The sequence below is a fragment of the Streptomyces sp. NPDC107471 genome (assembly GCF_055582845.1).
In genome coordinates this window covers 93,266-119,892 of sequence record NZ_JBVJPC010000016.1, presented here as the reverse complement: position 1 = coordinate 119,892, position 26,627 = coordinate 93,266, and the positions used below count along the sequence as shown (strand labels likewise).

Sequence of the window (26,627 nt, the reverse complement as noted above, 5' to 3'; positions counted from 1 at the left end):
TGTTCCCACGTGGCGGCCGCCCCACCGGTTGATCAGGCCCCGCCCAGCAGCGGGATCAACTGCTCCTCCTCGTACGTCAGATGGGCTTCCAGTTCGGCAATCAGGCGGTCGACCCAGGTGCGGACGGTGTCGAGGTCCGGCTCGGAGAGGGTCCTCCGGAGTTCCTCGACCAGCGTGGCGATGTGTTCGTGCTCGGCGCGCAGGCGGTCGAGGGCGGGGGCCGCCTCCGGGTGGCGGTCGGCCAGGAACGGGAACATCGCCATGTCCTCGCCGGTGTGGTGGTTGTGCAGGCCCTGGCAGAACGTCAGGCAGTTGACGCGGAGTTGGGCGCCGAGGGTGGTGGTGCCTGTGGCCAACTCCCGCCGAATCAGCGCTAGTTCGCGCCGGAAGACGTCGTGGACCAGCTTGATGGCCTCGGCCGGGGAGGAGGCGTTGATGTTCGGCGGGCCCGGGCGGGCGATCTCGTGCAGGGCGACCACGGGCAGGATCCGGTCGGTCTTCTCCTGGTACCCGGCCCAGCCTCGGTCCGACTCCACGGCCCGCGCGAAGGCCCGGTCCCGTTCCTCGCCTGTCAGGACGACCGCCTTCGCCTCGTACGTGAACACCCCGCTCTCCACGGTGACTTTAGGGTGTGCGACAAGGTTGCGGTACCAGTCGGGGTGGCGGGGCGAGCCGCCCGCCGAGGCGATCACGAGGATGCGGTCGCCGCCGTCGGGAAGGTAGCCGACGGGCGTGGTGTGCGGGGCGCCGGTGCGCGCACCGGTGGTCGTGAGGAGGATCAGGCGGCCGCCCTCGAAGGGGCCGCCGACCCGGCCGTGGTGCGCACGGAACTCGTCGATGATCCGCTGGTTGAAGTCCTGGACAGGGTGGGGCACTCTCTCTTCTTTCTCTCACTGGTCTTCATGGAGGCGAAGGCGGAGAGAAAGGGGCGGGCTCCTGGCCCGCCCTGGCCTCATTCAGAGGCCGGGCACCCAACTCGCTCACGGCACAAGGCCGACCCGGCAGTCATACCCGCACGGTAACGTCCGGGACGTGATCGAGACCAGCGAGTTTGCGGACGTTCCCACGACCACCCTGGCCGATCTGCTCGGTCGTGAGCGGGTCATGGACATGGGGATCCGGCCGTTGTGGGGGCCGGTGCCGAGGGTCGCAGGGCCCGCGTTCACCGTACGGTGCCCTCCCGGCGACAACCTCATGCTGCACGCGGCGATCCACCGGGCGCCGGCCGGCTCGGTGATCGTGGTCGAGTCCGGGGACCTCGACTTCGCCCTGGCCGGCGGGAACGTGTGCGCGGTCGCCCAGCGGCGGGGGATCGCCGGGTTCGTCCTCGACGGGCTCATCCGTGACCTCGCCGAGGTGCGGGAGGCCCGTTTCCCGGTCTTCGCCCGCGGTGTCATCCCCATCCCGGGCGCGAAGCGGGTCGTGACGCCGCTGGGTGAAGGCGTGCGGTGCGGCGGGGTGCGGGTCGAGGCCGGGGACGTGGTCGTCGCCGACGAGGAGGGGGTCGTGGCGGTCCCCGCCGCGCGCCGGGCCGACGTGCTGGTCGGTGCTCGCGCCAAGCTGGCGAAGGAGGCGGCCGAGACACTCGACGACTGGGAGGCGGCACACCGGGCTCGTGTCGACGAACTCCTCGCGCGGGGCGGGTTCGAGGGCTGAGGGTGCTTCTCTTTCTGGACGTCGACGGGACGCTGCTGCCGTTCGGGGCGGCGGGGCCGTATCCGCTGTACCGGCCGGTCTTCGCGCGGCCGGATACCGTCACCGGTCTGCCTTCCTCCGAGTCCGGCGCCCCGACCCACCGGCGTCGACAGCGGTTCGGCCCTCCGACCGACCGTCCTCGACCCCCCGGCGCACCGACCGCCCAGGGGCTGCCCGATCCCCTCACCGACCACCCGCTGCTGCCCCGCGTGAACCCCGCGCTCGGCGCGCGTCTGGGCTCGCTCGGCTGTGAGCTGGTGTGGGCCACGACCTGGGGCGAGGACGCCAACACCGTTCTCGCGCCCTGGCTCGGGCTGCCCCGGCTGCCGCTCGTGGACTGGCCGGACGTGGAGGACGAGGAGGTCGAGGGGCGGACCGGTCTGCACTGGAAGACCCGCCCTCTCGTCACCTGGGCGGCCGGACGGCCGTTCGTCTGGGTCGACGACGAGATCACCGAGCCCGACCGGGCCTGGGTGGCGGCCCATCACCCCGCACGCGCTCTCCTCCTCCGGGTCGATCACCAAGTAGGGCTCAGTGACGGGGACTTCACGGTGCTGGAGGAGTGGCTGGCGGGAGAAGGACGGTGACCGGTCGATATCGAGTGGTCGCCCGGGCCCCGCTGTCTTACGGTCGCCCCCATGGCTGACGAAGGGTTCACCCATCCACGGCTCGCCGCGATCTACGACGCCCTCGACCCCGACCGCAGCGACCTCGACGCCTATCTCCGCATGGTGGAGGAGTTCGGCGCACGGCGGGTGCTGGACATCGGCTGTGGGACAGGGGTGTTCGCGCTGCTGCTGGCCCGGCGGGATGTCGAGGTCGTCGGGGTCGACCCCGCCCTGGCCTCGCTCGACGTGGCCCGCGGGAGACCGGGGAGCGAGCGGGTGCGCTGGATCCACGGGGACACGTCCGAACTGCCGCCGCTGCACGTCGACTTGGTGACCATGACGGCCAACGTCTCCCAGCACATCGTAGAAGCGGATGCCTGGCGGGGGGCCCTGCGGGGCGCGTACGAGGCGCTACGGCCGGGCGGGCGGCTGGTGTTCGAGACGCGGGACCCCGCACGGCGGGCCTGGGAGGAGTGGAACCGGGAGGCGTCGTACGCCGTGACCGACGTGCCCGGTGTCGGGGAGGTGGAGAGCTGGGTCGAAGTCACCCGGCTGAAGGGCCGGTTGGTGACCTTCCGGTGGACCTATGTGTTCGCCTCGGACGGGCGGGTGCTGACCTCGGACTCGACCCTGCGTTTCCGGGAGCGGGCCGAGGTGGAGGCGGAGCTGGGCGCGCGGGGGTTCGTGGTGGAGGACGTACGGGAGGCGCCGGACCGGCCGGGCAAGGAACTGGTCTTCGTGGCACTGCGCCCCTAGGGATGTCACACCCGCGGGCCCGCCGGTGTCTTCATGCCGAACCGGCGATCGTCCAGGGAGGACAGACACCATGGCGCTACGCGTTCCGAAGGCGGAACTCACCGTTGAGGTCAGCGAGAGCATGATCAAGGAGTTCGGGAGGGTGCCCGAGCCCGTCGAGGTGACCTGGCACAACCCGCAAGTGGTGGAGGCCGCAGGCGAGTTCGGGGCGCGTGTGCGCGCCTGGGACATGGCCGACGAGGGGCTCAAGACGTTCGCGCACATGGCCGTGGCGGCCCAGGTCGGCTGCAGTTGGTGCCTCGACATCAATTACTTCCAGGCGCAGAACCAGAATCTCGACCTGGCCAAGGCGAGCCAGGTGCCGCGCTGGCGCGAGTCCGACGTGTTCACTCCGCTGGAGCGGGACGTGCTGGAGTACGCCGAGGCCATGACCGACACACCGCCGACGGTCACCGACGAACTGTCGGCGCGGCTGCTCGACCGGCTCGGCGCGGCGGCCCTGGTCGAACTCACCGCAGCCATCGCCTTCGCCAACCTGTCGACCAGGAACAACACGGCCCTCGGAATCACGTCCCAGGGGTTCTCGGACGCCTGCGGAGTCCCATTGGCCGCGAGTTCAAGGGGCCCGGGCGAAGGCCCGCTGTCCACACGTCCCGCGGACTCGGGCGGGGCACCCACGCCATGAGCGGCGGCACGGGGGAGGACCCGTTCGTCGTCCACCGGGGCCTCCTGTTCACGGTCGCCTACGAGATGCTCGGCTCGGCGTCCGACGCGGAGGACGTGCTCCAGGAGTCCTGGCTGCGCTGGGCCGAGGTCGACCGTGCGCGAGTGAGCGAGCCCCGGGCGTATCTCGTCCGGATCGTCACCCGCCAGGCCCTCAACCGACTGCGGACGCTGTCCCGCCGCCGCGAGGAGTACGTCGGCGAGTGGCTCCCGGAACCGCTGCTGACCAGCCCCGATGTCGCCGAGGACGTCGAACTCGCGGAGAGCGTCTCGATCGCGATGCTGACCGTCCTGGAGACACTCGGACCCACGGAACGGGCGGTGTTCGTCCTGCGTGAGGTCTTCGACCTGCCGTACGGCGAGATCGCCGCGGCGACCGGGAAGTCCGCGACCGCGGTACGGCAGATCGCGCGGCGGGCCCGGGAGCACGTGGCGGCCCGGCGGCCCCGGGTACGGGTGAGCCGGTCGGAGCAGCGGGCCGTGGTGGAACGGTTCCTTCTCGCGCTGCGGACCGGGCGGTTGCAGGAGCTGATGGAGGTCCTCTCTCCGGACGTGGTCATGATCGCCGACGGTGGGGGGCAGGTGGCTGCCGCACTCGTGCCGATCCGCGGGGGTGACGTGGTGGCGAAGCTGCTGGCACGGGCGCACCAGGTGGTGACGGCGTTCGAGGCGACCGCGGTCTGGCTCAACGGCGCTCCCGCGGGACGGCTCGACTTCGACGGTGAGGCGGCCGCGGTGAGCCTCACGGTCGAGGACGGGCGGATCACTGGGATCTACGTGGTGCGGAACCCCCGAAAGCTCGGTCGCCTGGATGAGGTGGTCCCCCTGAGCAGGTAGGCCGGTGGGGCGAGGGGGAGGTCTGGGCGGGGCCCGGATCGGGGGTGACGGTGGAACGGGCGGGTTGGTCGGCCGGGTGACCCGCCGGGCCGACCGCGTCGCGCTCCCGCCGGGGCCCGCGGTCAGCGCCGCAGTCGGGTCGGCAGGGGTACCCAGCGGCGGGAGGCCCGGCGGTCGACCGTGTCCCGTCCGTCGGTGATCCGCAGGCCGGCCGCGGCGCAGCAGTAGGCGAGGATGTCCGCGCCGTAAGGGAACGCGTGATTGCGCTGCCAGAAGCGGAAGGTCCAGTAGGCGGACGGGTCCGAGCGGTGCGGTCCGATGCCGATCTCGTCGGACGCCACGATCTCGCCGTCACGGGCCAGGGTGCCGAAGGTGCCGCCCTTGGGGTTGAAGTAGACCCCGTAGGCGGTGGTCCCGGCGGATATCGCGCGCAGCACGGCGTCGTCGCTGGGCATGTAGCCGTCCTGGGTGATCACACAGCCGCCGGGGGAGCCGTCGACACCTCGGACGCCCACGTGGTGCAGGGACTCGTCGTAGTCGTCCGGATCGAAGGGCACGTGGTCGGGGTCGGTCTTCGGGCACTGTGCGGGATCGGTGCCGAGCCGTCGTAGCAACGCGTCCTCGCCGAGGCCCTGTACGAAGCAGACGCCCAGCCCTTCCGTCCAGATCGACTCGGTGCCGAACGCCGCGATGAGGGCGTCGGCCGCCTGCTGGGCGGCCACCTCCTCGGGCGGCAACTCCACGGCGCCCGGCAGGTGTTGGACGAGCGGGGCGAGGGGCGTGGTCAGCAGCAGTCGGCCCGGTGACCAGGTCTCCGTCTGCGGTGTCCACACGTCCGCCCCGGCGTCGATCAGTGCGCGCACCGTGGCCTCGTCCATGCTGTGGACGGCGTGCCAGAGCGCGGTGTGGTCCTCGTCGTCGCGTACGTCGACGTCGGCGACGTGGGGCAGGAGCGCGGCCACCGCTTCCGCCGAGCCCTGTTCCGCCGTGAGGTGCAGCGGGGTGGTGCCCTGCCATCCGACGCGTGCGTCGGGCGGGGCGCCCCCCGCCAACCGGGCTCTGACCAGGGCGGCGTCGCCCCATTCGCAGTAGCCCACGCGCTGCCAGTCGGGTCGCGGAACGTACCTCTGCCGGGCTTCCTCCTCACGCCGTAGAACCTCGCGCTGACGTCGGTCGAGAGGCGGCGCGAGGAGGGCCGGCGGTCCGCTGACCTCCACCGTCGCGAACGACCCCGACGGCGCCTCCTGATCCGGCGGCCGGAGACCGGGCCAGACCTCGAACGCACGGCCCGCGGCGGCCCGGAGCGCGTCCGCGTCGACCGGGGTCCGGGTCTCGGGCACGCCTTCGTCCGGCCACTCGACCACCAACTGCGCCTGGCCGGGCGGGGGAAGCTCCGGCAGATACAGGTCGACGTCCGTCTTGAACAGGGATCTGTGGGAGTGGTGCAGGCCGGGGTCCAGCGGGATCAGACCGATCGCCTGCTCGGTCGCCGCCTCCCGCGTCTCTCCCTGCGGTCCGGTGTACGGGAACCTCCGCGTCACCGTGCCGTCCAGCGAGGTGACCCGCCGGCCGTCGGAGAACAGCAGCCCCACCCGCAGTCCGGACTGCCGCCGCACGGCCCCGCTCTGCCGGCGGACCTTGCGGAACACCGCCAGATGCAGGGTGACCGACCCCGCCCACACGGACCACCCCGTCATCAGGACCCGTGTCTCGGCCCCCGCACCGACCACGTCGAGCTGTGGCAGCAGGGCGGGTGCCCAGCGGTCGACGGGTGGCGCATACCGGCCCTCGTCCTCCCCCGGCGGCCGTAACCGCATCGACACGGCCTGCTCGACGGCCGGTTCCTCCCCCAGCACCAGATCATCGAAGAACCCCATGCGCCGAGCGTCGCACACGGCACTGACAACGCTCCGTACGTCAGGAACGGGCGAGGACGCAGAACACGTGGCCCTCCGGGTCGGACAGGCAGGTCCACGGGACGTCGCCCTGGCCGAGGTCGAGGTCGGTGGCGCCGAGGGCGTGCAGCCGGGCCACCTCCGCGGCCTGTTCGTCGTCCGGGGACGGCAGCAGGTCGAGGTGGAGGCGGTCCGGCACGGCCGCCCCGTCCGGTGTGCGGAGGAACTCGAGATACGGGCCGGCCCCCTCGGCGGACCGCAGCACCGCCTGGTCGTCGGTCACCTCGTGCAGGGTCCAGTCCGTCGCCGCGTCCCAGAACCGGGCCATCTCCCGCGGATCCCCGCAGTCCACGACCACGGCGGCGATCGGCCCGGTGTCCCGGTACACCTCCCGGGGTTCCAGCACACAGAACTCGTTGCCCTCCGGGTCGGCGAGGACGGTCCACGGCACCTCGCCCTGGCCCACGTCGACGCGCGTGGCCCCGAGGGACTCCAGCCGGGCGACCAACTCCGCCTTATGAGTAGGGGAGTCGGTGGCGAGATCGAGGTGCACTCGGTTCTTCGCCGCCGACTTGGGCTCCGGTACGGGGACGACGTCGATCCCGAGGCCGACCGGGTCCGGCCACACGAGTCCGCCCGCGGGACCGACGTAGGTGGTGACACCGGGACGGTAGGCGATCCACCCGAGCGCCTCGGCCCAGAACCGCCCGACGGCCGCCGCGTCGACGGCCTTGATGTTCACCTGCACGGGTCGCAGTGCCATGACGACGATCCTATGCAGCCGCCCCGCGAGGGTCCGGCTGCTCGTCCCGAAGGGGTCGGGGCCCGCCCTAGACTCCCCAGCCATGGAAAAGACGTTCGAGCTCGGTGAGATCCGTTCCCCGTCGGGGACCCTTGTCGTCGTCGACGGCGGCCATCTGGGCCTGTGGAGCGGGGAGCGGTCGCCGGCGGAGATCGACCCCGCCCTCCTCGGGGCCGAGGACGCGGCCATGGCCGACGACGTCCTCGGTTCGGTCGACTTCGCCGTGGTCGGACCGGACGCGTCGGCGGCGGCCCGGAGTTTCGACCGGCAGCCGGGCGCGTTCATTCATGACATCCCGGCGTCCCGGACGGCCGAACTCGGGGCCCGGTTCGAGGAACACTGTCTCGCCGCCGGCCTGGACGCCCGCCTGGAGGCGTTGCCGGATCGCGAACCGCACGCTCGACGAGTACGCCGGACCGCCGCTGAGGGCGGCGGCGGCTTCCTGATGTTCGGGGTGCCCGTCGTCGTGGTGGCCGACGTGCCCCGCGACCGTGCTCTGCCGGTGCTGGCCTCGCGGACCGACTTCGGCGACGGGGTGGGGCCGGGCTGGTCGGAGATGGTGGTACGGACGGGCGACGGGCCGGTGGAGTCGTCCGTACAGCTCGGTGTCGTAGGCGTCGACTGGGCGCGGGTGCTCTTCGGTGACGCCGACGCCCTCGATGCCTGGCAGCACGAGGAACCGGTGGACGGCCTGGCCGACGTGGCGTTCTGGGGTGCTTCCGCGGATGCGGCCGCCGCCACGTTCGCGGCCCCTGAGCTGGGCGAACCCGGTGAGGAAGGCGTCCGTGGCTGGCGCGGGCTGACGGTGCCGGAGGCGATGGAGAAGGCCCGCGCTCTGCTGCGGTGGAAGGAGGAGAACGGTGGCCGCATGATGGTGGACTTCCGGCCGCATTCCCACCACTGGGAGGTGATGCGCCAGGTCCGCGCCTCCGAGGCGGAGGCCGGCACGGTGGACATCGGTGACGCCCGGCTTCTCTGCGCGATGACGGGTTGGGGCGACGGGTACTTCCCGGTGTACGCCGACCTCGACGCTTCAGGTGCCGTTCTCGCCGTGCGGGTGAGGTTCGCCGACCTGCCCCGGTAGTCCCGTGGGCCGGTGTTCCGCCGCCTGACGCTTCGCCACGGTGTACGTCAGGTGGGTGACCCGGGGGGACGCCGTCGAGCGGGACTGGTCGAGGGTCAGGTGGTCGGGGTCCATGCGGTCGAACAGGCGGATGCCGGTGCCGAGGAGGACGGGTGCGAGCGTGATGGTGAACTCGTCGACCAGGCCGCTGTCGAGGTACTGCTGGATCGTGTCGGCGCCACCGGCGATCCGGACGTCGCGGTCGTCGGCGGCCTCGCGGGCCAGGTGCAGGGCGGTCTCGATGCCCGCGTCGACGAAGTGGAACGTGGTGCCGCCCGGCCGCTCCCACGGCTCACGCCCGGTGTGCGTGACGACGAACACGGGGGTGTGGAACGGCGCCTCCTCCGGCCATGACGGCTCGCCCAGGTCGAACATCCGCCTGCCCATGACGCTCGCGCCGGTGCGTTCGTACGCCGCTCGGGCGATGTCGTTGTCGAGTCCCTCCTCGCCGCCCTCGCCGAGCCCGAGGTTCTCCCGGATCCAGCGCTGCGGGAACAACCACGCCTGCAGTTCCGACCACTTCGCGGTCCAGCGCCTGACGTCCGGGTCGTTGCGCTTCCCGGGCGAGAAGACGTCCTCGACCGGCACCGGCTCCGGTGCCATGAAACCGTCGAGCGACATCGTGACGCTGAAGAACACCTTCCCGGCCATCAGCTCCCGCCTCCCTCGGCGAGAGCGGTGACGTACGCCGCCAGGTTGCCGAGGGCCTGCTCGCCGCCCTCGACCGCGTGGTACTTCTCCACGGCCTCGTCGCGGAGTTCCTTCGTCGGGAAGACCGTGCGCATCACGATCCGGGTCCCGTCGCCGAACGGCTCGAAGGTCAGGACCGACTCGAAGGCGTTCGGATCGTCGCGGGACTCGCCGTGCAGGAGGGCGATCCGCTCCGGCGGGACGATCTCCCGCCAGGTGATCCACTCCTGGTAGTGCGTCCCGTCCGGCCCGCGCATCACGAAGTCCCAGGTCCCGCCGACGCGGAACTCGAAGGACCGTGTCCTGGTGGTGAAGCCTTCCGGCCCCCACCACCGTGACAGGTGCCGGACCAGCGTGAACGCCTCGAACACCAGCTCCCGTGGGGCACCGATCGTCCGTGCGACCACGATCTCGCGGTCCGCGGCCGTGCCGCCGCTACCGGTCGTCGTCATCGTGGGGTTCCTCCTGCCTCGTCCGTTCCAACTCGCGTACGTACTGGTCCAGCCGGTCGAAGCTCTCGCCCCAGAACCGCTCGAAGCCGCCCAACCACGCGTGCACCGGCCGCAGTCCGTCGGCGTCCAGGCCGTACAGCCGCTGCTTGCCGGCCCCGCGCACCGTCACGAGCCCGACCTCCCGGAGAACCCGCAGATGCTTGGACGCCTGCGGCTGGGTCATCCCCAGATCCCGCGCCAGATCGTTCACCGCCCGCTCCCCACCGCGCAGCAGCACCAGAATGTCCCGCCGCTGCGGTTCGGCGATCGCGTTGAACGCGTCGGAGGTCGTCGCCGCTCGTGCCATGACGTCATCGTATGCCTATATCGGCATGCGTGTCAGCCCACTGAGGGCGGATTTTTCACCGCCAGGACGGCGACCTCCGCATCCGCGTCCTGGAGCTGGATGACGGCACGGCACGCGGCAACGCGGCTTCGTTCGCTTGGGCTGAACGGGTAGTGGCGTGGCGCACTTTTGCAAGCGGGTGCTTGCAATAGTTAGCGGGGGTGGTGCACAGTGGACGCATGGCATCGCTCAACGTCGGCAATCTCGGTGAGTACCTGCGTGATCAGCGCCGCAGTGCGCAGCTTTCGCTCAGGCAGCTCGCCGATGCCGCCGGGGTGTCGAATCCGTATCTGAGCCAGATCGAGCGCGGGCTGCGCAAGCCGAGCGCGGAGGTGCTGCAGCAGGTCGCCAAGGCCCTGCGGATCTCCGCGGAGACGCTGTACGTGCGGGCCGGCATCCTCGACGCCGAGCGCGACCGGGACGACGTGGAGACACGTGCGGTCATACTCGCCGATCCCACGCTCAACGAGCGGCAGAAGCAGGTGCTGCTCCAGATCTACGAGTCCTTCCGCAAGGAGAACGGCTTCGAGATCGCCCCGCCGGACGCGCCCCCCACGCCGGGCGACCCGGACGGCGACACCTCCGTACAGGAGGCACGCCGGCCCCGCAGCACCCGTACATCCCCCAAGACCGACGGCGACGACGCCGACCCGCAGCAGACGGCCGGTTGAGAGCCGTCGCGCCGGCAGGCGGCGCGGGACCCAAAACCCTCATCAGCATGTGACCCGGGAGGACCATCACCATGGCCATCACCGACGACATCCGCAAGGCCGTCAAGGACCCGACCCCGCTCTACTTCCTCGCCGGCGCCGGTGACCTGGCCTTCCAGGAGGCCAAGAAGGTGCCCGGTCTGGTGGAGCAGCTCCGCGCCGAGGCGCCGGCCCGGATCGAGGCCGTGCGCGGCACCGACCCGAAGGCGGTCCAGGAGAAGGCCCAGGCCCGCGCCAAGGAGGCCGGCGCCCGGGTCAAGGAGACCCAGGTGACCCTGCAGAGCAAGGTCGGCGAGTTCATCAACAGCCTCGACGGCGACCTCAAGAAGCTCGGCAGCACGCTCGACGCGGACCTGAAGAAGCTCGGCGAGTCCGCCCAGGACCTCGCCCTGCGCGGGGTCGGCGTCGCCGCCGAGTACGCCGTCAAGGCCCGCGAGACCTACGAGAAGGTCGCCGAGCACGGCGAGCAGGCCGTCAGGACCTGGCGTGGCGAGGCCGCCGAGGAGATCGAGGAACTGGCGATCGCCGTCGAGCCGAACGCCGAGCCGGGCGAGATCAAGACGACGGCCACCACGACCCCGGTCGCGAAGCCGGCAACGCCCGCCACGGTCGCCACCCCGGCCGCCGCGGCGAAGAAGACGGCTCCCGCCGCCAGGAAGACCACGCCGCGCAAGACCACCACGGCGAAGAAGACCCCGCCCGCCAAGTAAGGCACCGCGGGACAGGTCATGACACCGGGCCGGGCACTTACCGAGTGCCCGGCCCGTTCTCCGGGTAGCGACCTTGCGGGAACGGGTACGGTGACCGCGTAATCGCGAAATGACGAACCGAGTCGGGTGGTGGACGTTGTGCTGATGCAGGGGTTCGCAGGCTTCATGTGGCTGCTGAGCATGGCCCTGATCGTTTTCAGCGGGTTCGCGCTGTTCGACGCCGCCATCCGCCGCGAAGACGCGTACCGCGCGGCCGACAAGAAGACCAAGCCCTTCTGGCTGATCATCCTCGGGCTCGCCTTCGTGGTGAACCTGATCTTCAACATCCTGTCGTTCCTGCCGATCATCGGCCTCATCGCGACGATCGTGTACATGGTCGACGTACGCCCGGCGATCCGCGCCCTTCCCGGCGGCGGCCGCAGCGGCCGGGGCCGGGGCTCGAGCAGCGACGGCCCCTACGGCCCGTACAACGGCGGCCGCTAGAGCCAGCGGTAGCCCGTACCCCGTACCCCGTCCTCCGCAGCCGGCCAGGGCACGACTCGCGACGGCGGTCTAGCGCTGACCCTCCCGGTCGAGCAGCAGGACCGCCACGTCGTCCGCCAGTTCGCCGCCGTTGAGCGACCGCACCTCGTTCACCGCGGCCCGCAGCAGCGCCTCGCCCCGCAGCCCCTCGGAGAGCTGGCGGCGGATCATGGCCACCATCCCGTCCTGTCCCAGCCGTTCCCCGCCCTCCCCGACACGGCCCTCGATCAGCCCGTCGGTGTAGAGCATCAGGCTCCACTCGGCCCCCAGCTCCACCTGCATCCGAGGCCAGCGGGCCCCCGGCAGCATCCCCAGCGCGGGGCCGTTGTTGTCGTACGGCAGCAGCCGTGCGGGCCTTCCCGGCCGGGCCACCAGCGGCGACGGGTGCCCGGCGAGGCACAGCCCGGCCCGGCGGCCGTCCGGCGCGATGTCCACCGTGCACAGGGTCGCGAAGATCTCGTCGTCCGACCGCTCGTGCTCCAGCACCTCCTGGAGCGTGCCGAGCAGTTCGTCCCCGCACAGTCCCGCGAGGGTCAGCGCGCGCCACGCGATCCGCAGCTCCACGCCGAGTGCCGCCTCGTCGGGGCCGTGCCCGCAGACGTCACCGATCATCGCGTGCACGGTCCCGTCGGGAGTCCGTACGACGTCGTAGAAGTCACCGCCGAGCAGAGCCCGCGACCGGCCCGGCCGGTACCGCGCCGCGAACCGCAGGGAGGAGCCCTCCAGCAGCGGGGTGGGCAGCAGGCCGCGCTCCAGGCGCCGGTTCTCCTGCGCCCGTACCCGTCCCTCGGCGAGCCTGCGCTCCGCCGTGTCGGAACGTTTCCGCTCCACCGCGTACCGGATCGCCCGGCTCAGCAGCCGCCCGTCCAGCTCGTCCCGGAAGAGGTAGTCCTGGGCGCCGACCCGCACCGCCTCCGCGCCGCGCTCGGCGTCGCCGGACGCGGTGAGGGCGAGGACGGCGTGCCGGGGGGCGAGCTCCAGGACATGGCGGAGCACGGCGAGCTCGTCGTCGTCCGCGGCACGGCCGGGCGCGGGCAGCGCGAGGTCGAGCAGGATGCAGTGCACGTCATCCGTGAGCAGCCGTTCCGCCTCGGTGAGGTTGCGGGCGGTGCGGACGCGGATCGGCTTGCCGGTCGGGTCCAGGAGTTCGGGGACGACCGTGGACCCGCCGGGATCGTCCTCGATCACCAGCAGGCTCAGTTGGGTGGCGGTGTTGTTGTCGACCGTGGCTTCCTTGCGCGGGGCTTCTTCCTTGGAGGGGTCGTCCTGGGGTGCGGCCGGCGCCTGACCACTCTCCACGGCCGGGATCGCTCGCTGCCGCGGTATGGGTACGGGCATCGTCTTGGATTCCTTCCCTCCCCCCGAGGGCACGGTGGGGCGAGGGTCCTCGATCCACCGACGGGGACCATAGCGGGTGGCGGGCCGGGAAAGGAATGGCGTGAGACACGCTGCTTGGCCGGTGGCCACTGTCATATGCCGCGTTTTCCACCGCAGTTGGACAGGTGACGGGTGGTGCGGGGATGACGAACGTCACGTTGGCGCCAGGTTTGCGGGGGCGTCAGGCGTGCGCCGCGTCACATGACCCAGGTCTCACCTGGTCGTCCGGGGTGACGCTGGGCGGCCCGTTCTCGGCGTCCTGTCCTCGTCGTCCCGTCCTCGGCGCCCGGCGACGGTGCTCAGGCGTCCGGCCGTACGACCCCGAGGATCGGCATCGAACCCGCCCCGGCGATCGTCACCGTGCGCCCGGGGCGCGGGGCGTGCACGATCGCGCCGTCGCCGAGGTACATCGCCACATGGCTGGCGTCGTCGAAGTAGATGATCAGGTCGCCGGGCCGCATGTCCTTGATGTCCACGTGCTCTAGCCGCTTCCACTGCTCCTGCGAGGTGCGCGGAATCGGCTTGCCGGCGCTCGCCCAGGCCTGTGAGGTCAGCCCGGAGCAGTCGTACGAGTCCGGGCCCTCGGCGCCCCATTCGTACGGTTTGCCGACCTGGGTCGTCGCATAGGCGACCGCGGTCTTCCCGGCCTCGCTGGCCTTGCCGCTGATCTCCTTGAGGACACCGGAGTCCAGCCAGGCGGTCTGCGCCTGGTGGGCGGCCTGTTCCTCCAGTTCGGCGAGGCGCTTCTTCTCCTTCGCCTCCAGTTGGGACTCGAGCTGCTCGGCCGCCGCGATCTGCCGCTGGACCTTCTTCTTGGCTGCCGCCTTGGCCTTGCGGTTGGCCTCCAGCTTGGTCCACTGGGCGGAGGCGTCGTCGGCGTACTGCTTCAAGTCCTGCTGGGTCCGGGTTAGTTCGGCGATGAGCGCCTTGGTGGCGCGCTGGCCCTGGAGAACGCGGCCGGTGCCGTCCAGGAACTCCTGCGGGTTGTCGCTCAGCATGAGCTGGGCCTCGTCCGGCAGGCCGTAGGTGCGGTACTGGGCCGCGGCCGCGGCGCCCGCGCGGGTCTTCAGCTCGGCCAGCTTCTCCTGGCCCTTCACGATCTTCCGGGCCAGCGCGACGATCTGCGCCGACTGCTGTTCGGCCTTCTCCTCGGCGGCGTTGTAGGCGTCGGTGGCGACGGCCGCGTCGTGGTAAAGCGCGTCGAGCTGTCTGCGTACGGCCTCGATGTCCTTGTTGGTCACGGCCGTCGACGGTGAGGCGGTGGGAGTGGGAGTCGGGTCGGGGGCGGCGAACGCGGCGCCGGGCGCCGCCAGTACGGCCACCGCGCCGATCACGGTCACGGCCGTGGCGATCAGACCGCGCTTGCCCGTTCCCATACCCCTGCCCCCAAAGCTGATTTACCGTCAGTAACTTACGGTGCTCGGGGGATCGTGCCACGTCATGGCCGAAAGCGACAGAGGCGTGCGTTCCTGGCGTGCCCTCTCGCAACCCGACGCTCCCCGGTGCCTCCCCCTCTCCCCGCCCCCCGAAGACGATCTCCCGCCCATTGTGACGAACGACTCACACAGATCGTTCCCTGCCGGTGGGGTGGGGAGAGGGTGGGTGGGCGTGGGGTACCGGAGTTCGTGTGGGCGGGGGTATGTGTGGCGGTGGGGTGGGGGTGTCGGGGTGCGGTGGGTACGCAGGTCGTGGACGGCACGATGGCGGCCCACCAGGGTTCAGGTGAGCGTGGTTTGCGATGTGGATCGGGCCGAGGGGGTGACGGTCGAGTTCATGCACGCAGCCCCCCACCCGGCGCCAACGCCCCCCACCTCACCGTGACTTCTCCCTGGCGCCAGCGTGCAAGGCCGTCTGTCACCGGCCAGTCGGGGGTCAGGGTGCGGACTGTCCGGATCCATCTCTGGCGGGCGCCGTAGGACGCGTAGGGGGCCGCGGCTGCCCACGCGCGGTCGAAGTCGCGCAGGAAACGGTGCACCGGCTCGCCGGGGACGTTGCGGTGGATCAGGGCTTTCGGCAGGCGTTCGGCGAGGTCGGAGGGGCGTTCCAGTGAGCCCAGCCGGGTCGCGAAGGTGACCGTGCGCGGTCCCTCGGGGCCGAGCGCGACCCACACGTGCCGGCGCCCGATCTCGTCGCAGGTCCCCTCCACGAGGAGTCCGCCGCGCGACCCCCGCGCCGGGTCCGCCGGAGCCAGCCGGGCGCACAGCCGTGCCCATACGTCGGCCACGTCGGCCTCGTCGTACTGGCGCAGCACGTTCGCCGCCCGGATGAGCAGGGGCCGCTGGGGGAGCGGGATCTCGAACCCGCCGTGCCGGAAGACGAGACCCTCACGTTCGTACGGCCGGGCCGCCGCCACCCGGGCCGGGTCGATCTCGATGCCGACCACGCGCGTGCGTGGAGCGCTGTCACGGAGCCGGGCGAGCAGTTCGACCGCGGTCCAGGGCGCGGCCCCGTACCCGAGGTCGACCGCCACGGGATCGGCCGCGCGGCGCAGCTCCGCCCCGTGCGTGGCCGCGATCCAGCGGTCCATGCGGCGCAGCCGGTTGGGGTTGGTCGTCCCGCGCGTGACCGTGCCCACAGGGCGGGAGGCGGCGCGGGATGTCATGCCTACGAGGGTATGCGGCGGGAACCCGTGTCAGCGGCCGGGCATCCGCACCCCAGCGGACCGACCGCCGCACAGGCCCAGTACGCCTCGGGCCTCATCAGACCCATGACCGCGCGACCGTCCACCGAACCGCGCCCATCGCACCCACCCCAAGCCCCACCGACGCCCCCACCCCTCGAACGGTTGAGCGACCTCCGGTAATACCTCGGCAAAAACCACCCCGAACGGAATGGGAATGCCTTCCTCCGGTGTTGCCGCCCTTGGAGGGTGTCCCACGCCCTCCGTCCGGCATGCCCGCTGCAAGGAGGAACGCCACGTGAGCCAGTACGTCAGCAGGCTCCAGCGTCGCTCCCAGGCCGCCGCACCCCACCGGATGCGCCTGCACCGCCGCCCCCGCCGCGTCGCCATGCTCTCCGTGCACACCTCCCCGCTCCACCAGCCCGGCACCGGCGACGCCGGCGGCATGAACGTCTACATCGTGGAGCTGGCGCAGCGCCTCGCCGCGATCAACATCGAGGTCGAGATCTTCACGCGCGCGACGACCGGCGGTCTCCCGCCCACCGTCGAGATGGCCCCCGGCGTCCTGGTCCGCCACGTCGACGCGGGCCCCTACGAGGGCCTCAACAAGGAGGACCTCCCCGCCCAGCTCTGCGCCTTCACGCACGGCGTGATGCAGGCGTGGGCCGGCCACCGCCCCGGCTACTACGACCTGGTCCACTCGCACTACTGGCTCTCCGGCCACGTCGGCTGGCTCGCCGCCCAGCGCTGGGGCACCCCGCTGGTGCACGCCATGCACACCATGGCCAAGGTCAAGAACGCCAACCTCGCCGACGGCGACACCCCCGAGCCCGCCGCCCGTGTCATCGGCGAGACCCAGATCGTCGCCGCCGCCGACCGCCTCATCGCGAACACCGCCGAGGAGCGCGAGGAACTCGTGCACCACTACGCCGCCGACCCCGCCAAGGTCGCCGTCGTCCACCCCGGCGTGAACCTCGACCGCTTCCGCCCCGCGGACGGCCGAGCGGCGGCCCGCGCCCGGCTCGGGCTGCCCCAGGACGCCCTGATCCCCCTCTTCGCCGGCCGCATCCAGCCCCTGAAGGCCCCGGACGTCCTGCTGCGGGCCGTGGCGGTCCTGCTCGACCAGCGCCCCGACCTCCGCTCCCGCATCCTCGTACCGGTCGTCGGCGGCCTCAGCGGCAGCGGCCTCGCCAAGCCCGAGGGCCTGCAGAAACTGGCCTCCCGCCTCGGCATCGCGGACGTCGTACGCTTCCAGCCGCCCGTCGGCCAGGAGCAGCTCGCCGACTGGTTCCGGGCCGCGTCCGTGCTGGTCATGCCGTCCTACAGCGAGTCCTTCGGCCTGGTCGCCATAGAGGCCCAGGCGGCCGGCACCCCGGTGCTCGCGGCGGCGGTCGGCGGGCTGCCGGTGGCCGTCGCCGACGAACGGACCGGGTTCCTGGTCCGCGGCCACGACCCGGCCGCCTACGCGCGCGTGCTGCGCGACTTCGCCGACAACCCGACGCTCACGCCCCGCATGGGCGAGGCGGCCGCCCGGCACGCCCGGTCCTTCGGCTGGGACACCGCGGCGGCGGCGACGGCGGACGTGTACGCGGCCGCGACACAGTCGTACCGCCGTCACGTACGCTCCCACCATGGCTGACGAAGCGAAGGCGGCACAGGTCATCGAGGGCGTCCTCAAGGACACCGAGATCGAGTGGGAGAGCCCCGCACCCGGCAACTACGTCGTGCAGCTCCCCGGCACCCGCAAGCTGAAGACCACCGTCTCGCTCCTCGTCGGCCGCCACTCCCTGTCGCTGAACGCCTTCGTCATCCGCCACCCCGACGAGAACGAACCCGGCGTGCACCGCTGGCTCCTGGAGCGCAACCTCAAGCTGTACGGCGTGAGTTACGCCGTCGACCGGCTCGGCGACGTCTACGTCACCGCCAAGCTCCCGCTCGCCGCGGTCACCGCCGACGAGGTCGACCGCCTCCTCGGCCAGGTACTGGAGGCGGCCGACGGCAGCTTCAACACCCTGCTGGAGCTGGGTTTCGCCACCGCGATCCGCAAGGAGTACGAGTGGCGGGTGTCCCGGGGCGAGTCGACGCGCAACCTGGACGCCTTCGCGCACCTGACCCAGCGCTCCCAGGACTGACCCGGCGCTTCCAGGACTGACCCGGCGCCCGGCGCGGTGGAACAGCGCCCGCGGTCTACGACTCGTCGGGCGGAAGCGAGCTCGTCGGTTGCGGGTCTTCGGTCGGCTCGTGGCTCCCGCCGGGGTCCCCGGGCGGGGCCGGCTTGTCGAGCTGGTCCGCGAAGGCCCGTAGCGCGTCGGCCAGTTCCTTCTTGGTGGGCAGCTCGTCGATCTTCCTGTCGAGCTCGGCGATCCGGCGGTTGATCTCCGCCAGATCGCCGGGTGTGGAGGGTCCCTCGGTGGGTTCCTCCGTGGGCTCCTCCGTGGGCTCGTCCGTGATCGGGGGGTCGTCCGGGGAGGTGGAGGTCGGGCTGGGATCGGAACCGCCGCTGCCGCCGACCGTCCCCCCGTCGGTGCCGCCGCCGTCGACGCCACTGACCGTGCCCTCGTCCGGCGGGAGGGTGTCCGACACACTCGTCGCCCCGCCGGGCCCGTCGTCCGAGCTCGCGGCGATGGCGCCGCCCACGCCGAGGGCGACCAGCGCGGCCGCGCCCGCGACGGCCACGGAGAGACGTCCGAACGGTAAGGAGTTCCGTCTGTCATCCATGCCGGTGACGCTAACCCGCGGCGATCACCGGACGGATGCCTTCCGTGGATCTCCGCAGACTCGTGCGGTAACGCCCCGGCGTGACCCCCACCAGCCGCTTGAAGTGCCGGGTGAGATGGGCCTGGTCGTGGAACCCGGTGAGCGCGGCGACCTCCGCGGGCCCCTGCCCCGCGAGCAGCAGACGCCGGGCCCGGTCGACCCTGCGCGAGGTGAGGTACTGGTGCGGCGCGATGCCGTACGCGGTGCTGAACGACCGTACGAGATGCGTCGGATGGGCCTGCACGACCGCCGCCGCCTCCTCCAGCGACAGCCCCTCCACGACCCGTTCGTCGAGGAGTTCGCGCAGGCGGCGGGCGAGGGCGGGGTCGCGGCGGGCGGGCCCGTCGTGCGAGGGCGGCCGCAGCAGGGCCCTGAGCCGGTCGCCGATGAGCGTCAGCCTGCTCTCCGCCTCGAACTCCTCACCGGGCCGGGTCAGCGCGGTGTGCACCTGCCCCACCCGCTGCCGCAGCACAGGATCGCGCAGGTCCGGGCCGTCGACGGCGGCCCCGATGAGCTCGTCGCCGAGCAGAGTGTGGTCGAGGTAGAGAACCCGCTTGCGGAAGCCGCCGGGTGTGGCGGGCGAGCCGTTGTGCGGGACGTGCGGCGGCAGCAGCGACACGGTGTCGTCCGGCGTGCCGTGCTCGTGCCGGTCGAGGTCGTACCGTACGGCCCCGTCGTCCACGATGAGCAGCGTCCACGCCTCGTGCACGTGCATCGGGTACGCGTACTCGGTGAAACGGGCGTGGAAGACCTCGGTGACGCCCGGGACGGCGGGGCGCCACGCGGTGACGTGCTGCGCGGGCAGGGGGATGGCCGCCATGCAAAGAACGTACAAGACGCGGCCGTGGGGTGGCCGCCAGTCTCGTCCTATGAACGATGAACCCCTCCGCTTCGACACCAAGATCGCCGTCCTGCTGCGCGAGGACCTGGAGACCTGGCAGCGCCTGAACGTCACCGCGTTCCTCGTCAGCGGCCTGGGCACGCAGGCCCCCGAGGTGGTCGGCGAACCGTACGAGGACGCCGACGGTGTGCCCTACCTGCCGATGTTCCGGCAGCCCGTGCTGGTCTTCGAGGGCACCAAGGAGACGCTGAAGGCGGCCCACGCGCGCGTGCTGTCCCGTTCGCTCCCGCGCGCCCTCTTCACGAGCGACTTGTTCGCGACGGGCAACGACCGCGACAACCGCGCGGCCGTCCGGGCGGTGGCCACGGAGGAGTTGGACCTGGTGGGCCTCGCCGTGCACGGTCCGCGCAACGCCGTGGACAAGGTGCTCAAGGGCGCGCGGATGCACCCCTGAGCGCTGGTCAGGCCGCCCCGGCCTCGGCGGTCGCGGGCTGCTCGGACACGACGGTCGCGCCGGGTGTCTCCCGGGACAGGTGGCGCATCAGGGCGGCGTAGCCCACCGCCGCCACCGTCCCGACGACCGCGCACAGCCCCCACAGCCACTCCGCCCCGAACCGGTCGATGACGAAACCGGACATCAGGGGCGCCACGAGGGCGGCGACCGACCAGGACAGGGTGTACATGCCCTGGTAGCGACCGCGGCCGTGGGTGGGGGAGAGGCGGACGACGAGCCCGGTCTGGGTGGGCGCGTTGATCATTTCGCCCAGGGTCCACACGCACACGGTGACGGCGAAGAGGCCGACGGACCCGGCGAAGGCGGTGAGTCCGAAGCCGTACCCCGCGAGCAGCGACGAGACGACGAGCAGCCGCTGCGGGTCCCGGTCCTGGATGAAGCGGGTCACCGGGATCTGCAGCGCGACGATGAGGACGCCGTTGAGGGCGATGGCCAGTCCGTAGTCGGCGGGCGTGAACCCGGCCTCGCCCATCGCGACGGGCAGCCCGATCGAACCCTGCTGGAAGATCACGGCGACCAGGAAGGACAGCCCCACGACGCTCATGAACCGCCCGTCGCGCAGGACCGTGCCGAGGCGGACGTCGTCGGGCACCTTCTCGGCGAACTGCGCCACGGGCCGGGACTCGGGCAGCTTGAGGAAGACGACCACCGCGCAGACGGCGGTCATCGCGGCCTCGATCAGGAAGCCGGCGAGGTAGCTGTACTCGGCGATGAACCCGGCGCCCATGGAGGAGACGGCGAAGCCGAGGTTGATGGCCCAGTAGTTGAGGGAGAAGGCCCGCACCCGGTCCTCGGGCCGCACGATGTCGGCCATCATCGCCTGCACGGCGGGCCGGGAGGCGTTGGAGGTCATGCCGACGACGAACGCGACGGCGGCGATGGCGACGGGGTGGTGCATGAAGCCGAGCAGCGCCACCGAGCCGGCGGTGGCGGACTGCGCGACGAGGAGGGTGGGCCGCCGACCGAGCCGGTCGGTCATCACCCCGGCCCCGATCGACGAGACGACTCCGCCCAGCCCGTGCAGCGAGGCGACGAGACCGGCGTAGGAGGCGGAGTAGCCGCGGTCGAGGGTGAGGTAGAGGGCCATGAAGGTGGCGACGAAGGCGCCCAGGCGGTTGACGAGGGTGCTGGTCCACAGCCACCAGAACTCGCGCGGCAACCCGGAGACGGTCTCGCGGGTGGCACGTCTCAGGGCGGCGAGTGGCATGGCGGGTCCCCCACGGTTGTTCGGTGTACGTAAGTGGCTCTGACGGCAGGCACAACTTACGAAGACGGGGCTCGGGCGGGCCACTCAATTAACAGATCCCGTCAACCGTCCGTCTGTCGAGCGGGCACCACCGCGATCGAAGGCGTGGATTACGCTCATACGCATGGCCGACGCACCGTACAAGCTGATCCTCCTCCGCCACGGCGAGAGCGAATGGAACGCGAAGAACCTGTTCACCGGCTGGGTGGACGTCAACCTCAACGAGAAGGGCGAGAAGGAGGCAGTCCGCGGCGGCGAACTCCTGAAGGACGCCGACCTCCTGCCCGACGTGGTCCACACGTCGCTCCAGAAGCGCGCGATCCGCACCGCCCAGCTCGCCCTGGAGTCCGCGGACCGCCACTGGATCCCGGTCCACCGCTCCTGGCGCCTGAACGAACGCCACTACGGCGCCCTCCAGGGCAAGGACAAGGCCCAGACCCTCGCGGAGTTCGGCGAGGAGCAGTTCATGCTCTGGCGCCGCTCCTACGACACGCCCCCGCCGGCCCTCGAGGACGGCACGGAGTTCTCCCAGTCGGACGACCCGCGCTACGCCACGATCCCCCCGGAGCTCCGCCCCCGCACGGAGTGCCTCAAGGACGTCGTCGTCCGCATGCTCCCGTACTGGTACGACGGCATCGTCCCGGACCTCCTCGCCGGCCGCACGGTCCTGGTCGCGGCCCACGGCAACAGCCTCCGCGCCCTGGTCAAGCACCTGGACGGCATCTCCGACGCCGACATCGCGGGCCTGAACATCCCGACGGGCATCCCGCTGTACTACGAACTCGACGCGTCCTTCAAGCCGGTGACCCCGGGCGGCAAGTACCTGGACCCGGAGGCGGCGGCAGCAGCCATCGAGGCGGTCAAGAACCAGGGCAAGAAGAAGTAAGCAAAGCCGAACAAGCCCCCTACCAGCGGGTTCTCCGTCGGTGGGGGGCTTTTCCGTGGCCGCGCTCAGCGCTTCGAGACGTACGGCTCCGGCTGTTCTCTCGTCTCCGCCCGGGCTCCCGCCTCGCGGAGGGCTGAGACGGCCGTCGCCGCGTCCTCCTCGGGTACGCCCGTGAGAACGACGGCGGGAACCCGCGTCGCCAGAGTCTTGCTGCGCCAGAGGCTCAGCCCCGTCAGCCGACGCACCACCCGCACCACGTCCATCACCCGGGCACCGGGGTCGGTGAGCACCACGTCATGGGGCACGTCGTCGCACACCAGCAAGAAGTACTCGTCTGCCATGTCTCGCCCCGCCCTTCTCCGGTTCGAGCGTACGAACCCCCAGCCGTGTGCTGTCGGGCCCTACGAGCGGCTGCGCTGCTGGGTTTCCCAGGACTGCTTCTGCCAGAACAGGGTGAGGTAGAGGGCCAGGAGGAGGTCGGGGGGCAGTTCGTCCGGGCCGTCGGGGAGGTGGGCGCGGACGGGGCGACTGCCGAGGCGGTCGTAGGAGATCTCCAGCGGGCCCACGGTCCGGACGCGGTTGCCGCCCCTGTCGTGGCTGAGCGGATAGGGGCCGAGGCGCAGCATGCGGCTGCCGAACCTGCTGTGCTCGCAGCTCCACCGGCCCACGGTGAGCGGCAGGGCGGTCCATCTGCGGTAGGTGATCTCGAGACCTGCCACGGACCGCAGGGTCGTGCTGAACCGCTGGTACTCCAGCGGCCAGGACCCCAGGGCCCGCGGTGTGCTGTCCAGCCACTCCCGCGGACCGTAGGTGACCTCCACACCACCGATGCTGCGCAGCAGGCCTCTCCGGTAGGTCAGCTCGAAGTCCATGCCCGGCCCGCCGCCCCCTGCGTCACACCGACAACGGCACCGCGTGGATCTCGTCCGCCTTGTGGCCGGCCCGTTCGTGGATGCGCTGGACCGCCTCCGGGGACGGGGCCTCCGAGAGGCAGTAGACGAGGCCGGACTGCGGGTCCGCCCAGGCGCGCTCGAAGTGCACGCCCTCTTCCTTCTCTATCGCGAGGTCGGCCTGATGGGCCTCCATCAACTGGTCGGCCGTGATGCCGTGCATCCCACGGTGTACGTCCATGAACCGCGCCATGGCCTCCACCTCCCTGCCTTCCCCGAGCCGGACGGTCACGTCCCTCCCATGCTCCCCCTCCCCACCCGCCCGGTCGAGCCGGACGACGAAGGGCCCCGGAATCACCCGGGGCCCCTCGATGTCGTACGCGATCCGGTCGTGACGGCGTCAGCCGCACTGGCACGGGTTGCCCGACTGGCACCCGCACCCGCACCCCGAGCCGCAGCCGCACGCGCCGATGACCGTCAGGGTCCTGATCGCGGCGGGCTGCTCGGTCGGGCGTTCCTGCGTGGGGTCGGGCTGGGGAGTGCTGGGGGATTCGGCCATGGGTCCCTCCTCGAGGCGAGAGCCAGAACGTGCCGACTGCCGGACCGACTGTCGGATCGGGCCCTGTGCCCATTGCATGCCCGCCCCCCTGGGCGCATCAACGGCGCACTGAGGCTCACGCACGCCCCGGACGGACCCGAAGGCGCCGGGTCAGGCCCCCTCGACTCCCGTCACCGGCTGGATCTCCTGCTGGAGCTCGTCCGCGTGCTCACCCGTCACCAGGTACACCACCCGCTTGGCCACCGACACCGCGTGGTCGGCGAACCGCTCGTAGTAGCGGCCGAGCAGCGTCACGTCGACCGCCGTCTCGATGCCGTGCTTCCACTTGTCGTCCAGCAGGTGCTGGAAGAGCGTGCGGTGCAGCAGGTCCATCTCGTCGTCGTCCTGCTCCAACTGGAGCGCCAGGTCGACGTCCTTGGTGATGATGACCTCCGCCGCCTTGGCCATCAGGCGCTGCGCGAGCTGGCCCATCTCCAGGATGGTGGCGTGCAGGTCGTGGGGGATGGCCTTCTCGGGGAAGCGCAGCCGGGCCAGCTTCGCCACGTGCTGGGCCAGGTCTCCGGAGCGCTCCAGGTCGGCCGACATGCGCAGCGAGGTGACGACGATACGGAGGTCCGTCGCCACCGGCTGCTGGCGGGCGAGCAGTGCTATCGCCCGGGCCTCGAGGTCGTGCTGGAGGTCGTCCACCTTCTGGTCGGCCTCGATCACGCTCTCGGCGAGCTTGAGGTCGGAGTCGAGGATGGCCGTCGTGGCGCGTCCGATCGCCGAGCCGACCAGGCGGGCCATCTCCACCAGACCGTCGCCGATCGAATCAAGTTCCTCGTGGTACGCGTCCCGCATTGTCGGTTCCCTCTCGTACGTCGTCCTGTGGGCTCCAGGGGCCAAAACCGGCCGTGAAACCGGTGCTGCGTACCCCACGCTCCCACGTTCGGGCCCCTACGCGTCCGTTTCCGCCCTCCCAAATGAACCCCCACTGGCTCCAAGGTGAACTCTGGGCGACGAGTGTTCGAGCTCGCACTCGGACGGCTGTGGCCAGGACGGAACCCATGCCTAACCTGGAGGCATGGACGTGAACGCGGCGGTCGCCGCAGCGGCAGCGATCGCCGGTGTGCTCACCGGTGTCATCGCCATGCTGGCGTTCCGCTGGAGCGAGCGGGAGCAGAAGCGCCCCACCCGCACCTCCCTGCACACCGATCCGGTGCTTCCGCCGGGCGTGGACACCGTCCTCTCCGTGCTCCGCTCCTCGGCCGTCGTCCTCGACGAGGCCGACGCGGTCGTCAAGGCCAGCTCCGCCGCGTACGCCCTCGGGCTGGTCCGCGGCGGCAAGCTCTCCGTGGAGCCCATGCTCCAGATGGCCAGGGACACCAGGAGGGACGGGGAGATACGCCAGGTCGAGCTGGACCTGCCCAGGCGGGGCACCGGACGGGGGGAGGCCCTCGCGGTGTCCGCCCGGGTCGCGCCCCTCGGCTCCCGGCTGGTGCTGCTCCTGGTGGAGGACCTCACCGAGGCCCGGCGGATCGAAGCGGTACGACGTGACTTCGTCGCGAACGTCAGCCATGAACTCAAGACCCCCGTCGGCGCACTGTCTCTCCTGTCCGAGGCCGTCATGGACGCCTCGGAGGACCCGGAGGCCGTGGAGCGCTTCGCCGGCCGTATGCAGATCGAGGCGACCCGGCTCACCAGCCTGGTCCAGGAGCTCATCGACCTCTCCCGGGTGCAGAACGACGACCCGCTGGAGGACGCCGAGCCGGTCCGCGTGGACGAGCTGGTCGCCGAGGCCATCGACCGCTGCCGGCACCAGGCCGGCACCAAGCAGATCACCATGGCCGCGGCCGGCGCGGCCGAGCTCAAGGTGTGGGGCAACCGCGGCCAGCTCGCCGCCGCTCTCGGCAACCTCGTCGAGAACGCCGTCAACTACTCGCCCGCCCGCACCCGCGTCGGCATAGCCGCCCGCCGGGTGTCCGCGCCGGGCGGTGACCTGATCGAGGTCGCCGTCACCGACCAGGGCATCGGCATCTCCGACAAGGACAAGGAGCGCATCTTCGAGCGCTTCTACCGCGTCGACCCGGCCCGCTCCCGCCAGACCGGCGGCACGGGCCTCGGTCTCGCGATCGTCAAGCACGTGGCCGCCTCGCACGGCGGAGAGGTCACGGTGTGGAGCTCGGAGGGACAGGGCTCCACGTTCACCCTCAGGCTGCCGGAGGCGGGCGCGGCCCGCGACCGCGCGCTCCAGCACCCCGACCTCGACGACGAGGACGGGCATTCCACCCCCGAGTCGACTTCTTACGACCCGCTTCCCGCCCCGGAGGTCCTTCCGTGACCCGAGTGCTCGTCGTCGAGGACGAGGAGTCCTTCTCCGACGCCCTTTCGTACATGCTCCGCAAGGAGGGCTTCGAGGTCGCGGTCGCGACCACGGGCCCCGACGGACTCGACGAGTTCGAGCGCAACGGCGCCGACCTCGTCCTCCTCGACCTGATGCTGCCGGGCCTGCCCGGCACGGAGGTCTGCCGCCAGCTCCGCGGCCGCTCCAACGTCCCCGTCATCATGGTGACCGCCAAGGACAGCGAGATCGACAAGGTCGTGGGCCTGGAGATAGGAGCCGACGACTATGTCACCAAGCCGTTCTCCTCGCGCGAGCTGGTCGCCCGTATCCGCGCCGTACTGCGCCGGCGCGGCGAGCCCGAGGAGGTCACCCCGGCCGCCCTGGAGGCCGGTCCGGTCCGCATGGACGTGGACCGTCACGTGGTCACGGTCTCCGGCTCCAAGGTCGACCTGCCCCTCAAGGAGTTCGACCTGCTGGAGATGCTCCTGCGCAACGCCGGCCGTGTCCTGACCCGTATGCAGCTCATCGACCGGGTCTGGGGCGCCGACTACGTGGGCGACACCAAGACCCTCGACGTCCACGTCAAGCGCCTGCGCGCCAAGATCGAGCCGGACCCGGGTGCGCCGAGGTACCTGGTGACGGTCCGCGGCCTCGGCTACAAGTTCGAGCCGTAGACCCCAGCGCTCCACGACGGGAAGGGCGGGAC

The 26,627-nt window shown here is 71.4% G+C and carries 32 protein-coding genes; 15 read left to right on the top strand and 17 right to left on the bottom strand.

Going from position 1 to position 26,627, the window contains the following annotated elements:
- Nucleotides 1-32 precede the first annotated feature (32 nt).
- Nucleotides 33-875 carry a nitroreductase/quinone reductase family protein gene (locus tag ACZ66S_RS37700; RefSeq protein WP_469906088.1) on the bottom strand — a complete coding sequence of 281 codons (843 nt, stop codon included), beginning with the start codon at nucleotides 873-875 and terminating at the stop codon, nucleotides 33-35.
- A gap of 157 nt (nucleotides 876-1,032) precedes the next feature.
- On the opposite strand from ACZ66S_RS37700, the gene ACZ66S_RS37695 reads away from it, so the two are divergent.
- The 5 genes from ACZ66S_RS37695 to ACZ66S_RS37675 all read left to right on the top strand — a co-directional run bounded on the left by ACZ66S_RS37695 (nucleotide 1,033) and on the right by ACZ66S_RS37675 (nucleotide 4,619).
- Nucleotides 1,033-1,656, top strand: a complete 624-nt coding sequence (locus ACZ66S_RS37695; RefSeq protein WP_469906087.1) for an RraA family protein — start codon at nucleotides 1,033-1,035, stop codon at nucleotides 1,654-1,656.
- Nucleotides 1,657-1,658: 2 nt separating this feature from the next.
- Nucleotides 1,659-2,282: an HAD domain-containing protein gene (locus ACZ66S_RS37690; RefSeq protein WP_469906086.1), complete on the top strand. Its 624-nt coding sequence runs from the start codon at nucleotides 1,659-1,661 to the stop codon at nucleotides 2,280-2,282.
- Between the two features lie 51 nt (nucleotides 2,283-2,333).
- Complete coding sequence (locus ACZ66S_RS37685) at nucleotides 2,334-3,059, top strand: class I SAM-dependent methyltransferase (RefSeq protein ID WP_469906085.1); 726 nt, start codon at nucleotides 2,334-2,336, stop codon at nucleotides 3,057-3,059.
- A gap of 70 nt (nucleotides 3,060-3,129) precedes the next feature.
- Nucleotides 3,130-3,744 (top strand): carboxymuconolactone decarboxylase family protein, encoded by a 615-nt coding sequence (locus tag ACZ66S_RS37680; protein ID WP_469906084.1) that lies wholly within the window; start codon nucleotides 3,130-3,132, stop codon nucleotides 3,742-3,744.
- Nucleotides 3,741-4,619 carry an RNA polymerase sigma-70 factor gene (locus tag ACZ66S_RS37675; RefSeq protein WP_469906083.1) on the top strand — a complete coding sequence of 293 codons (879 nt, stop codon included), beginning with the start codon at nucleotides 3,741-3,743 and terminating at the stop codon, nucleotides 4,617-4,619. The genes ACZ66S_RS37680 and ACZ66S_RS37675 overlap by 4 nt, the downstream gene beginning before the upstream one ends.
- 122 nt (nucleotides 4,620-4,741) lie before the next feature.
- Here the strand turns inward: ACZ66S_RS37675 and ACZ66S_RS37670 are convergent, their stop codons facing one another.
- Together ACZ66S_RS37670 and ACZ66S_RS37665 are read right to left on the bottom strand one after the other, a co-directional pair.
- A complete protein-coding gene (locus ACZ66S_RS37670) occupies nucleotides 4,742-6,496 on the bottom strand; it encodes an ankyrin repeat domain-containing protein (RefSeq protein WP_469906082.1) in 1,755 nt (584 codons plus the stop codon).
- A gap of 40 nt (nucleotides 6,497-6,536) precedes the next feature.
- Entirely contained in the window at nucleotides 6,537-7,277 is a 741-nt protein-coding gene (locus ACZ66S_RS37665) for a VOC family protein (protein ID WP_469906081.1), read from the bottom strand.
- Between the two features lie 82 nt (nucleotides 7,278-7,359).
- Between ACZ66S_RS37665 and ACZ66S_RS37660 the strand changes: the two genes are divergently transcribed.
- Nucleotides 7,360-8,400: a DUF4241 domain-containing protein gene (locus tag ACZ66S_RS37660; RefSeq protein ID WP_469906080.1), complete on the top strand. Its 1,041-nt coding sequence runs from the start codon at nucleotides 7,360-7,362 to the stop codon at nucleotides 8,398-8,400.
- On the opposite strand, the gene ACZ66S_RS37655 is transcribed toward ACZ66S_RS37660, so the two are convergent.
- The 3 genes from ACZ66S_RS37655 to ACZ66S_RS37645 are packed head-to-tail and all read right to left on the bottom strand — an operon-like array spanning nucleotide 8,350 to nucleotide 9,927.
- Complete coding sequence (locus ACZ66S_RS37655) at nucleotides 8,350-9,090, bottom strand: dihydrofolate reductase family protein (RefSeq protein WP_469906079.1); 741 nt, start codon at nucleotides 9,088-9,090, stop codon at nucleotides 8,350-8,352. The genes ACZ66S_RS37660 and ACZ66S_RS37655 overlap by 51 nt on opposite strands.
- Nucleotides 9,090-9,581: an SRPBCC family protein gene (locus ACZ66S_RS37650; protein WP_469906078.1), complete on the bottom strand. Its 492-nt coding sequence runs from the start codon at nucleotides 9,579-9,581 to the stop codon at nucleotides 9,090-9,092. The genes ACZ66S_RS37655 and ACZ66S_RS37650 overlap by 1 nt, the downstream gene beginning before the upstream one ends.
- Complete coding sequence (locus ACZ66S_RS37645) at nucleotides 9,565-9,927, bottom strand: ArsR/SmtB family transcription factor (protein ID WP_469906077.1); 363 nt, start codon at nucleotides 9,925-9,927, stop codon at nucleotides 9,565-9,567. Before ACZ66S_RS37645 ends, ACZ66S_RS37650 begins: the two co-directional genes overlap by 17 nt.
- A 218-nt stretch (nucleotides 9,928-10,145) precedes the next feature.
- Between ACZ66S_RS37645 and ACZ66S_RS37640 the strand changes: the two genes are divergently transcribed.
- From ACZ66S_RS37640 to ACZ66S_RS37630, 3 genes are all read left to right on the top strand, one after another.
- Nucleotides 10,146-10,637, top strand: a complete 492-nt coding sequence (locus ACZ66S_RS37640) for a helix-turn-helix domain-containing protein (protein ID WP_469906076.1) — start codon at nucleotides 10,146-10,148, stop codon at nucleotides 10,635-10,637.
- 71 nt (nucleotides 10,638-10,708) lie between these two features.
- Nucleotides 10,709-11,386: a hypothetical protein gene (locus ACZ66S_RS37635; RefSeq protein ID WP_469906075.1), complete on the top strand. Its 678-nt coding sequence runs from the start codon at nucleotides 10,709-10,711 to the stop codon at nucleotides 11,384-11,386.
- 144 nt (nucleotides 11,387-11,530) lie between these two features.
- A complete protein-coding gene (locus ACZ66S_RS37630; protein WP_030318102.1) occupies nucleotides 11,531-11,869 on the top strand; it encodes a DUF2516 family protein in 339 nt (112 codons plus the stop codon).
- Between the two features lie 69 nt (nucleotides 11,870-11,938).
- On the opposite strand, the gene ACZ66S_RS37625 is transcribed toward ACZ66S_RS37630, so the two are convergent.
- From ACZ66S_RS37625 to ACZ66S_RS37615, 3 genes are all read right to left on the bottom strand, one after another.
- The gene (locus ACZ66S_RS37625) at nucleotides 11,939-13,246 is read right to left on the bottom strand and encodes a PP2C family protein-serine/threonine phosphatase (RefSeq protein ID WP_469906074.1); all 1,308 of its coding nucleotides are present in this window, start codon (nucleotides 13,244-13,246) and stop codon (nucleotides 11,939-11,941) included.
- Nucleotides 13,247-13,584: 338 nt separating this feature from the next.
- Complete coding sequence (locus ACZ66S_RS37620) at nucleotides 13,585-14,661, bottom strand: C40 family peptidase (protein ID WP_469906073.1); 1,077 nt, start codon at nucleotides 14,659-14,661, stop codon at nucleotides 13,585-13,587.
- Nucleotides 14,662-15,056: 395 nt separating this feature from the next.
- Complete coding sequence (locus tag ACZ66S_RS37615) at nucleotides 15,057-15,887, bottom strand: class I SAM-dependent methyltransferase (RefSeq protein WP_469906072.1); 831 nt, start codon at nucleotides 15,885-15,887, stop codon at nucleotides 15,057-15,059.
- Between the two features lie 316 nt (nucleotides 15,888-16,203).
- Here ACZ66S_RS37615 and mshA point away from each other — a divergent pair, with 316 nt between their 5' ends.
- Nucleotides 16,204-17,544, top strand: coding sequence for a D-inositol-3-phosphate glycosyltransferase (gene mshA / locus ACZ66S_RS37610; protein WP_469906071.1), 1,341 nt, complete (start codon nucleotides 16,204-16,206; stop codon nucleotides 17,542-17,544).
- On the top strand, nucleotides 17,537-18,037 hold the full coding sequence (locus ACZ66S_RS37605) for a type III secretion system chaperone family protein (RefSeq protein ID WP_469906070.1): 501 nt from the start codon (nucleotides 17,537-17,539) through the stop codon (nucleotides 18,035-18,037). Before mshA ends, ACZ66S_RS37605 begins: the two co-directional genes overlap by 8 nt.
- 55 nt (nucleotides 18,038-18,092) lie before the next feature.
- On the opposite strand, the gene ACZ66S_RS37600 is transcribed toward ACZ66S_RS37605, so the two are convergent.
- Both ACZ66S_RS37600 and ACZ66S_RS37595 read right to left on the bottom strand, forming a co-directional pair.
- On the bottom strand, nucleotides 18,093-18,623 hold the full coding sequence (locus ACZ66S_RS37600) for a hypothetical protein (RefSeq protein ID WP_469906069.1): 531 nt from the start codon (nucleotides 18,621-18,623) through the stop codon (nucleotides 18,093-18,095).
- A 10-nt stretch (nucleotides 18,624-18,633) separates the two neighbouring features.
- Complete coding sequence (locus tag ACZ66S_RS37595) at nucleotides 18,634-19,482, bottom strand: helix-turn-helix transcriptional regulator (RefSeq protein WP_469906068.1); 849 nt, start codon at nucleotides 19,480-19,482, stop codon at nucleotides 18,634-18,636.
- 49 nt (nucleotides 19,483-19,531) lie between these two features.
- On the opposite strand from ACZ66S_RS37595, the gene ACZ66S_RS37590 reads away from it, so the two are divergent.
- Entirely contained in the window at nucleotides 19,532-19,957 is a 426-nt protein-coding gene (locus tag ACZ66S_RS37590; protein WP_469906067.1) for a DUF2000 family protein, read from the top strand.
- A 7-nt stretch (nucleotides 19,958-19,964) separates the two neighbouring features.
- Here ACZ66S_RS37590 and ACZ66S_RS37585 read toward each other — a convergent pair whose 3' ends face one another.
- A complete protein-coding gene (locus tag ACZ66S_RS37585; RefSeq protein WP_469906066.1) occupies nucleotides 19,965-21,224 on the bottom strand; it encodes an MDR family MFS transporter in 1,260 nt (419 codons plus the stop codon).
- 163 nt (nucleotides 21,225-21,387) lie between these two features.
- Between ACZ66S_RS37585 and ACZ66S_RS37580 the strand changes: the two genes are divergently transcribed.
- The gene (locus ACZ66S_RS37580) at nucleotides 21,388-22,149 is read left to right on the top strand and encodes a phosphoglyceromutase (RefSeq protein ID WP_469906065.1); all 762 of its coding nucleotides are present in this window, start codon (nucleotides 21,388-21,390) and stop codon (nucleotides 22,147-22,149) included.
- A gap of 65 nt (nucleotides 22,150-22,214) precedes the next feature.
- Here ACZ66S_RS37580 and ACZ66S_RS37575 read toward each other — a convergent pair whose 3' ends face one another.
- The 5 genes from ACZ66S_RS37575 to phoU form a co-directional block, all read right to left on the bottom strand.
- On the bottom strand, nucleotides 22,215-22,490 hold the full coding sequence (locus ACZ66S_RS37575) for a ribosomal protein L7/L12 (protein WP_469906064.1): 276 nt from the start codon (nucleotides 22,488-22,490) through the stop codon (nucleotides 22,215-22,217).
- A 60-nt stretch (nucleotides 22,491-22,550) separates the two neighbouring features.
- Nucleotides 22,551-23,021 carry a hypothetical protein gene (locus tag ACZ66S_RS37570; protein ID WP_469906063.1) on the bottom strand — a complete coding sequence of 157 codons (471 nt, stop codon included), beginning with the start codon at nucleotides 23,019-23,021 and terminating at the stop codon, nucleotides 22,551-22,553.
- Between the two features lie 22 nt (nucleotides 23,022-23,043).
- Nucleotides 23,044-23,292, bottom strand: a complete 249-nt coding sequence (locus ACZ66S_RS37565) for an SCO4226 family nickel-binding protein (protein WP_469906162.1) — start codon at nucleotides 23,290-23,292, stop codon at nucleotides 23,044-23,046.
- 147 nt (nucleotides 23,293-23,439) lie between these two features.
- A complete protein-coding gene (locus ACZ66S_RS37560; RefSeq protein WP_167348002.1) occupies nucleotides 23,440-23,598 on the bottom strand; it encodes a hypothetical protein in 159 nt (52 codons plus the stop codon).
- Nucleotides 23,599-23,748: 150 nt separating this feature from the next.
- A complete protein-coding gene (phoU, locus tag ACZ66S_RS37555) occupies nucleotides 23,749-24,438 on the bottom strand; it encodes a phosphate signaling complex protein PhoU (protein WP_053851307.1) in 690 nt (229 codons plus the stop codon).
- Nucleotides 24,439-24,661: 223 nt separating this feature from the next.
- Between phoU and phoR the strand changes: the two genes are divergently transcribed.
- Together phoR and phoP are read left to right on the top strand one after the other, a co-directional pair.
- Entirely contained in the window at nucleotides 24,662-25,918 is a 1,257-nt protein-coding gene (phoR, locus tag ACZ66S_RS37550; RefSeq protein ID WP_280850770.1) for a two-component system sensor histidine kinase PhoR, read from the top strand.
- A gap of 5 nt (nucleotides 25,919-25,923) precedes the next feature.
- Nucleotides 25,924-26,595, top strand: coding sequence for a two-component system response regulator PhoP (phoP, locus tag ACZ66S_RS37545; RefSeq protein WP_004000192.1), 672 nt, complete (start codon nucleotides 25,924-25,926; stop codon nucleotides 26,593-26,595).
- Nucleotides 26,596-26,627: the final 32 nt, after the last annotated feature.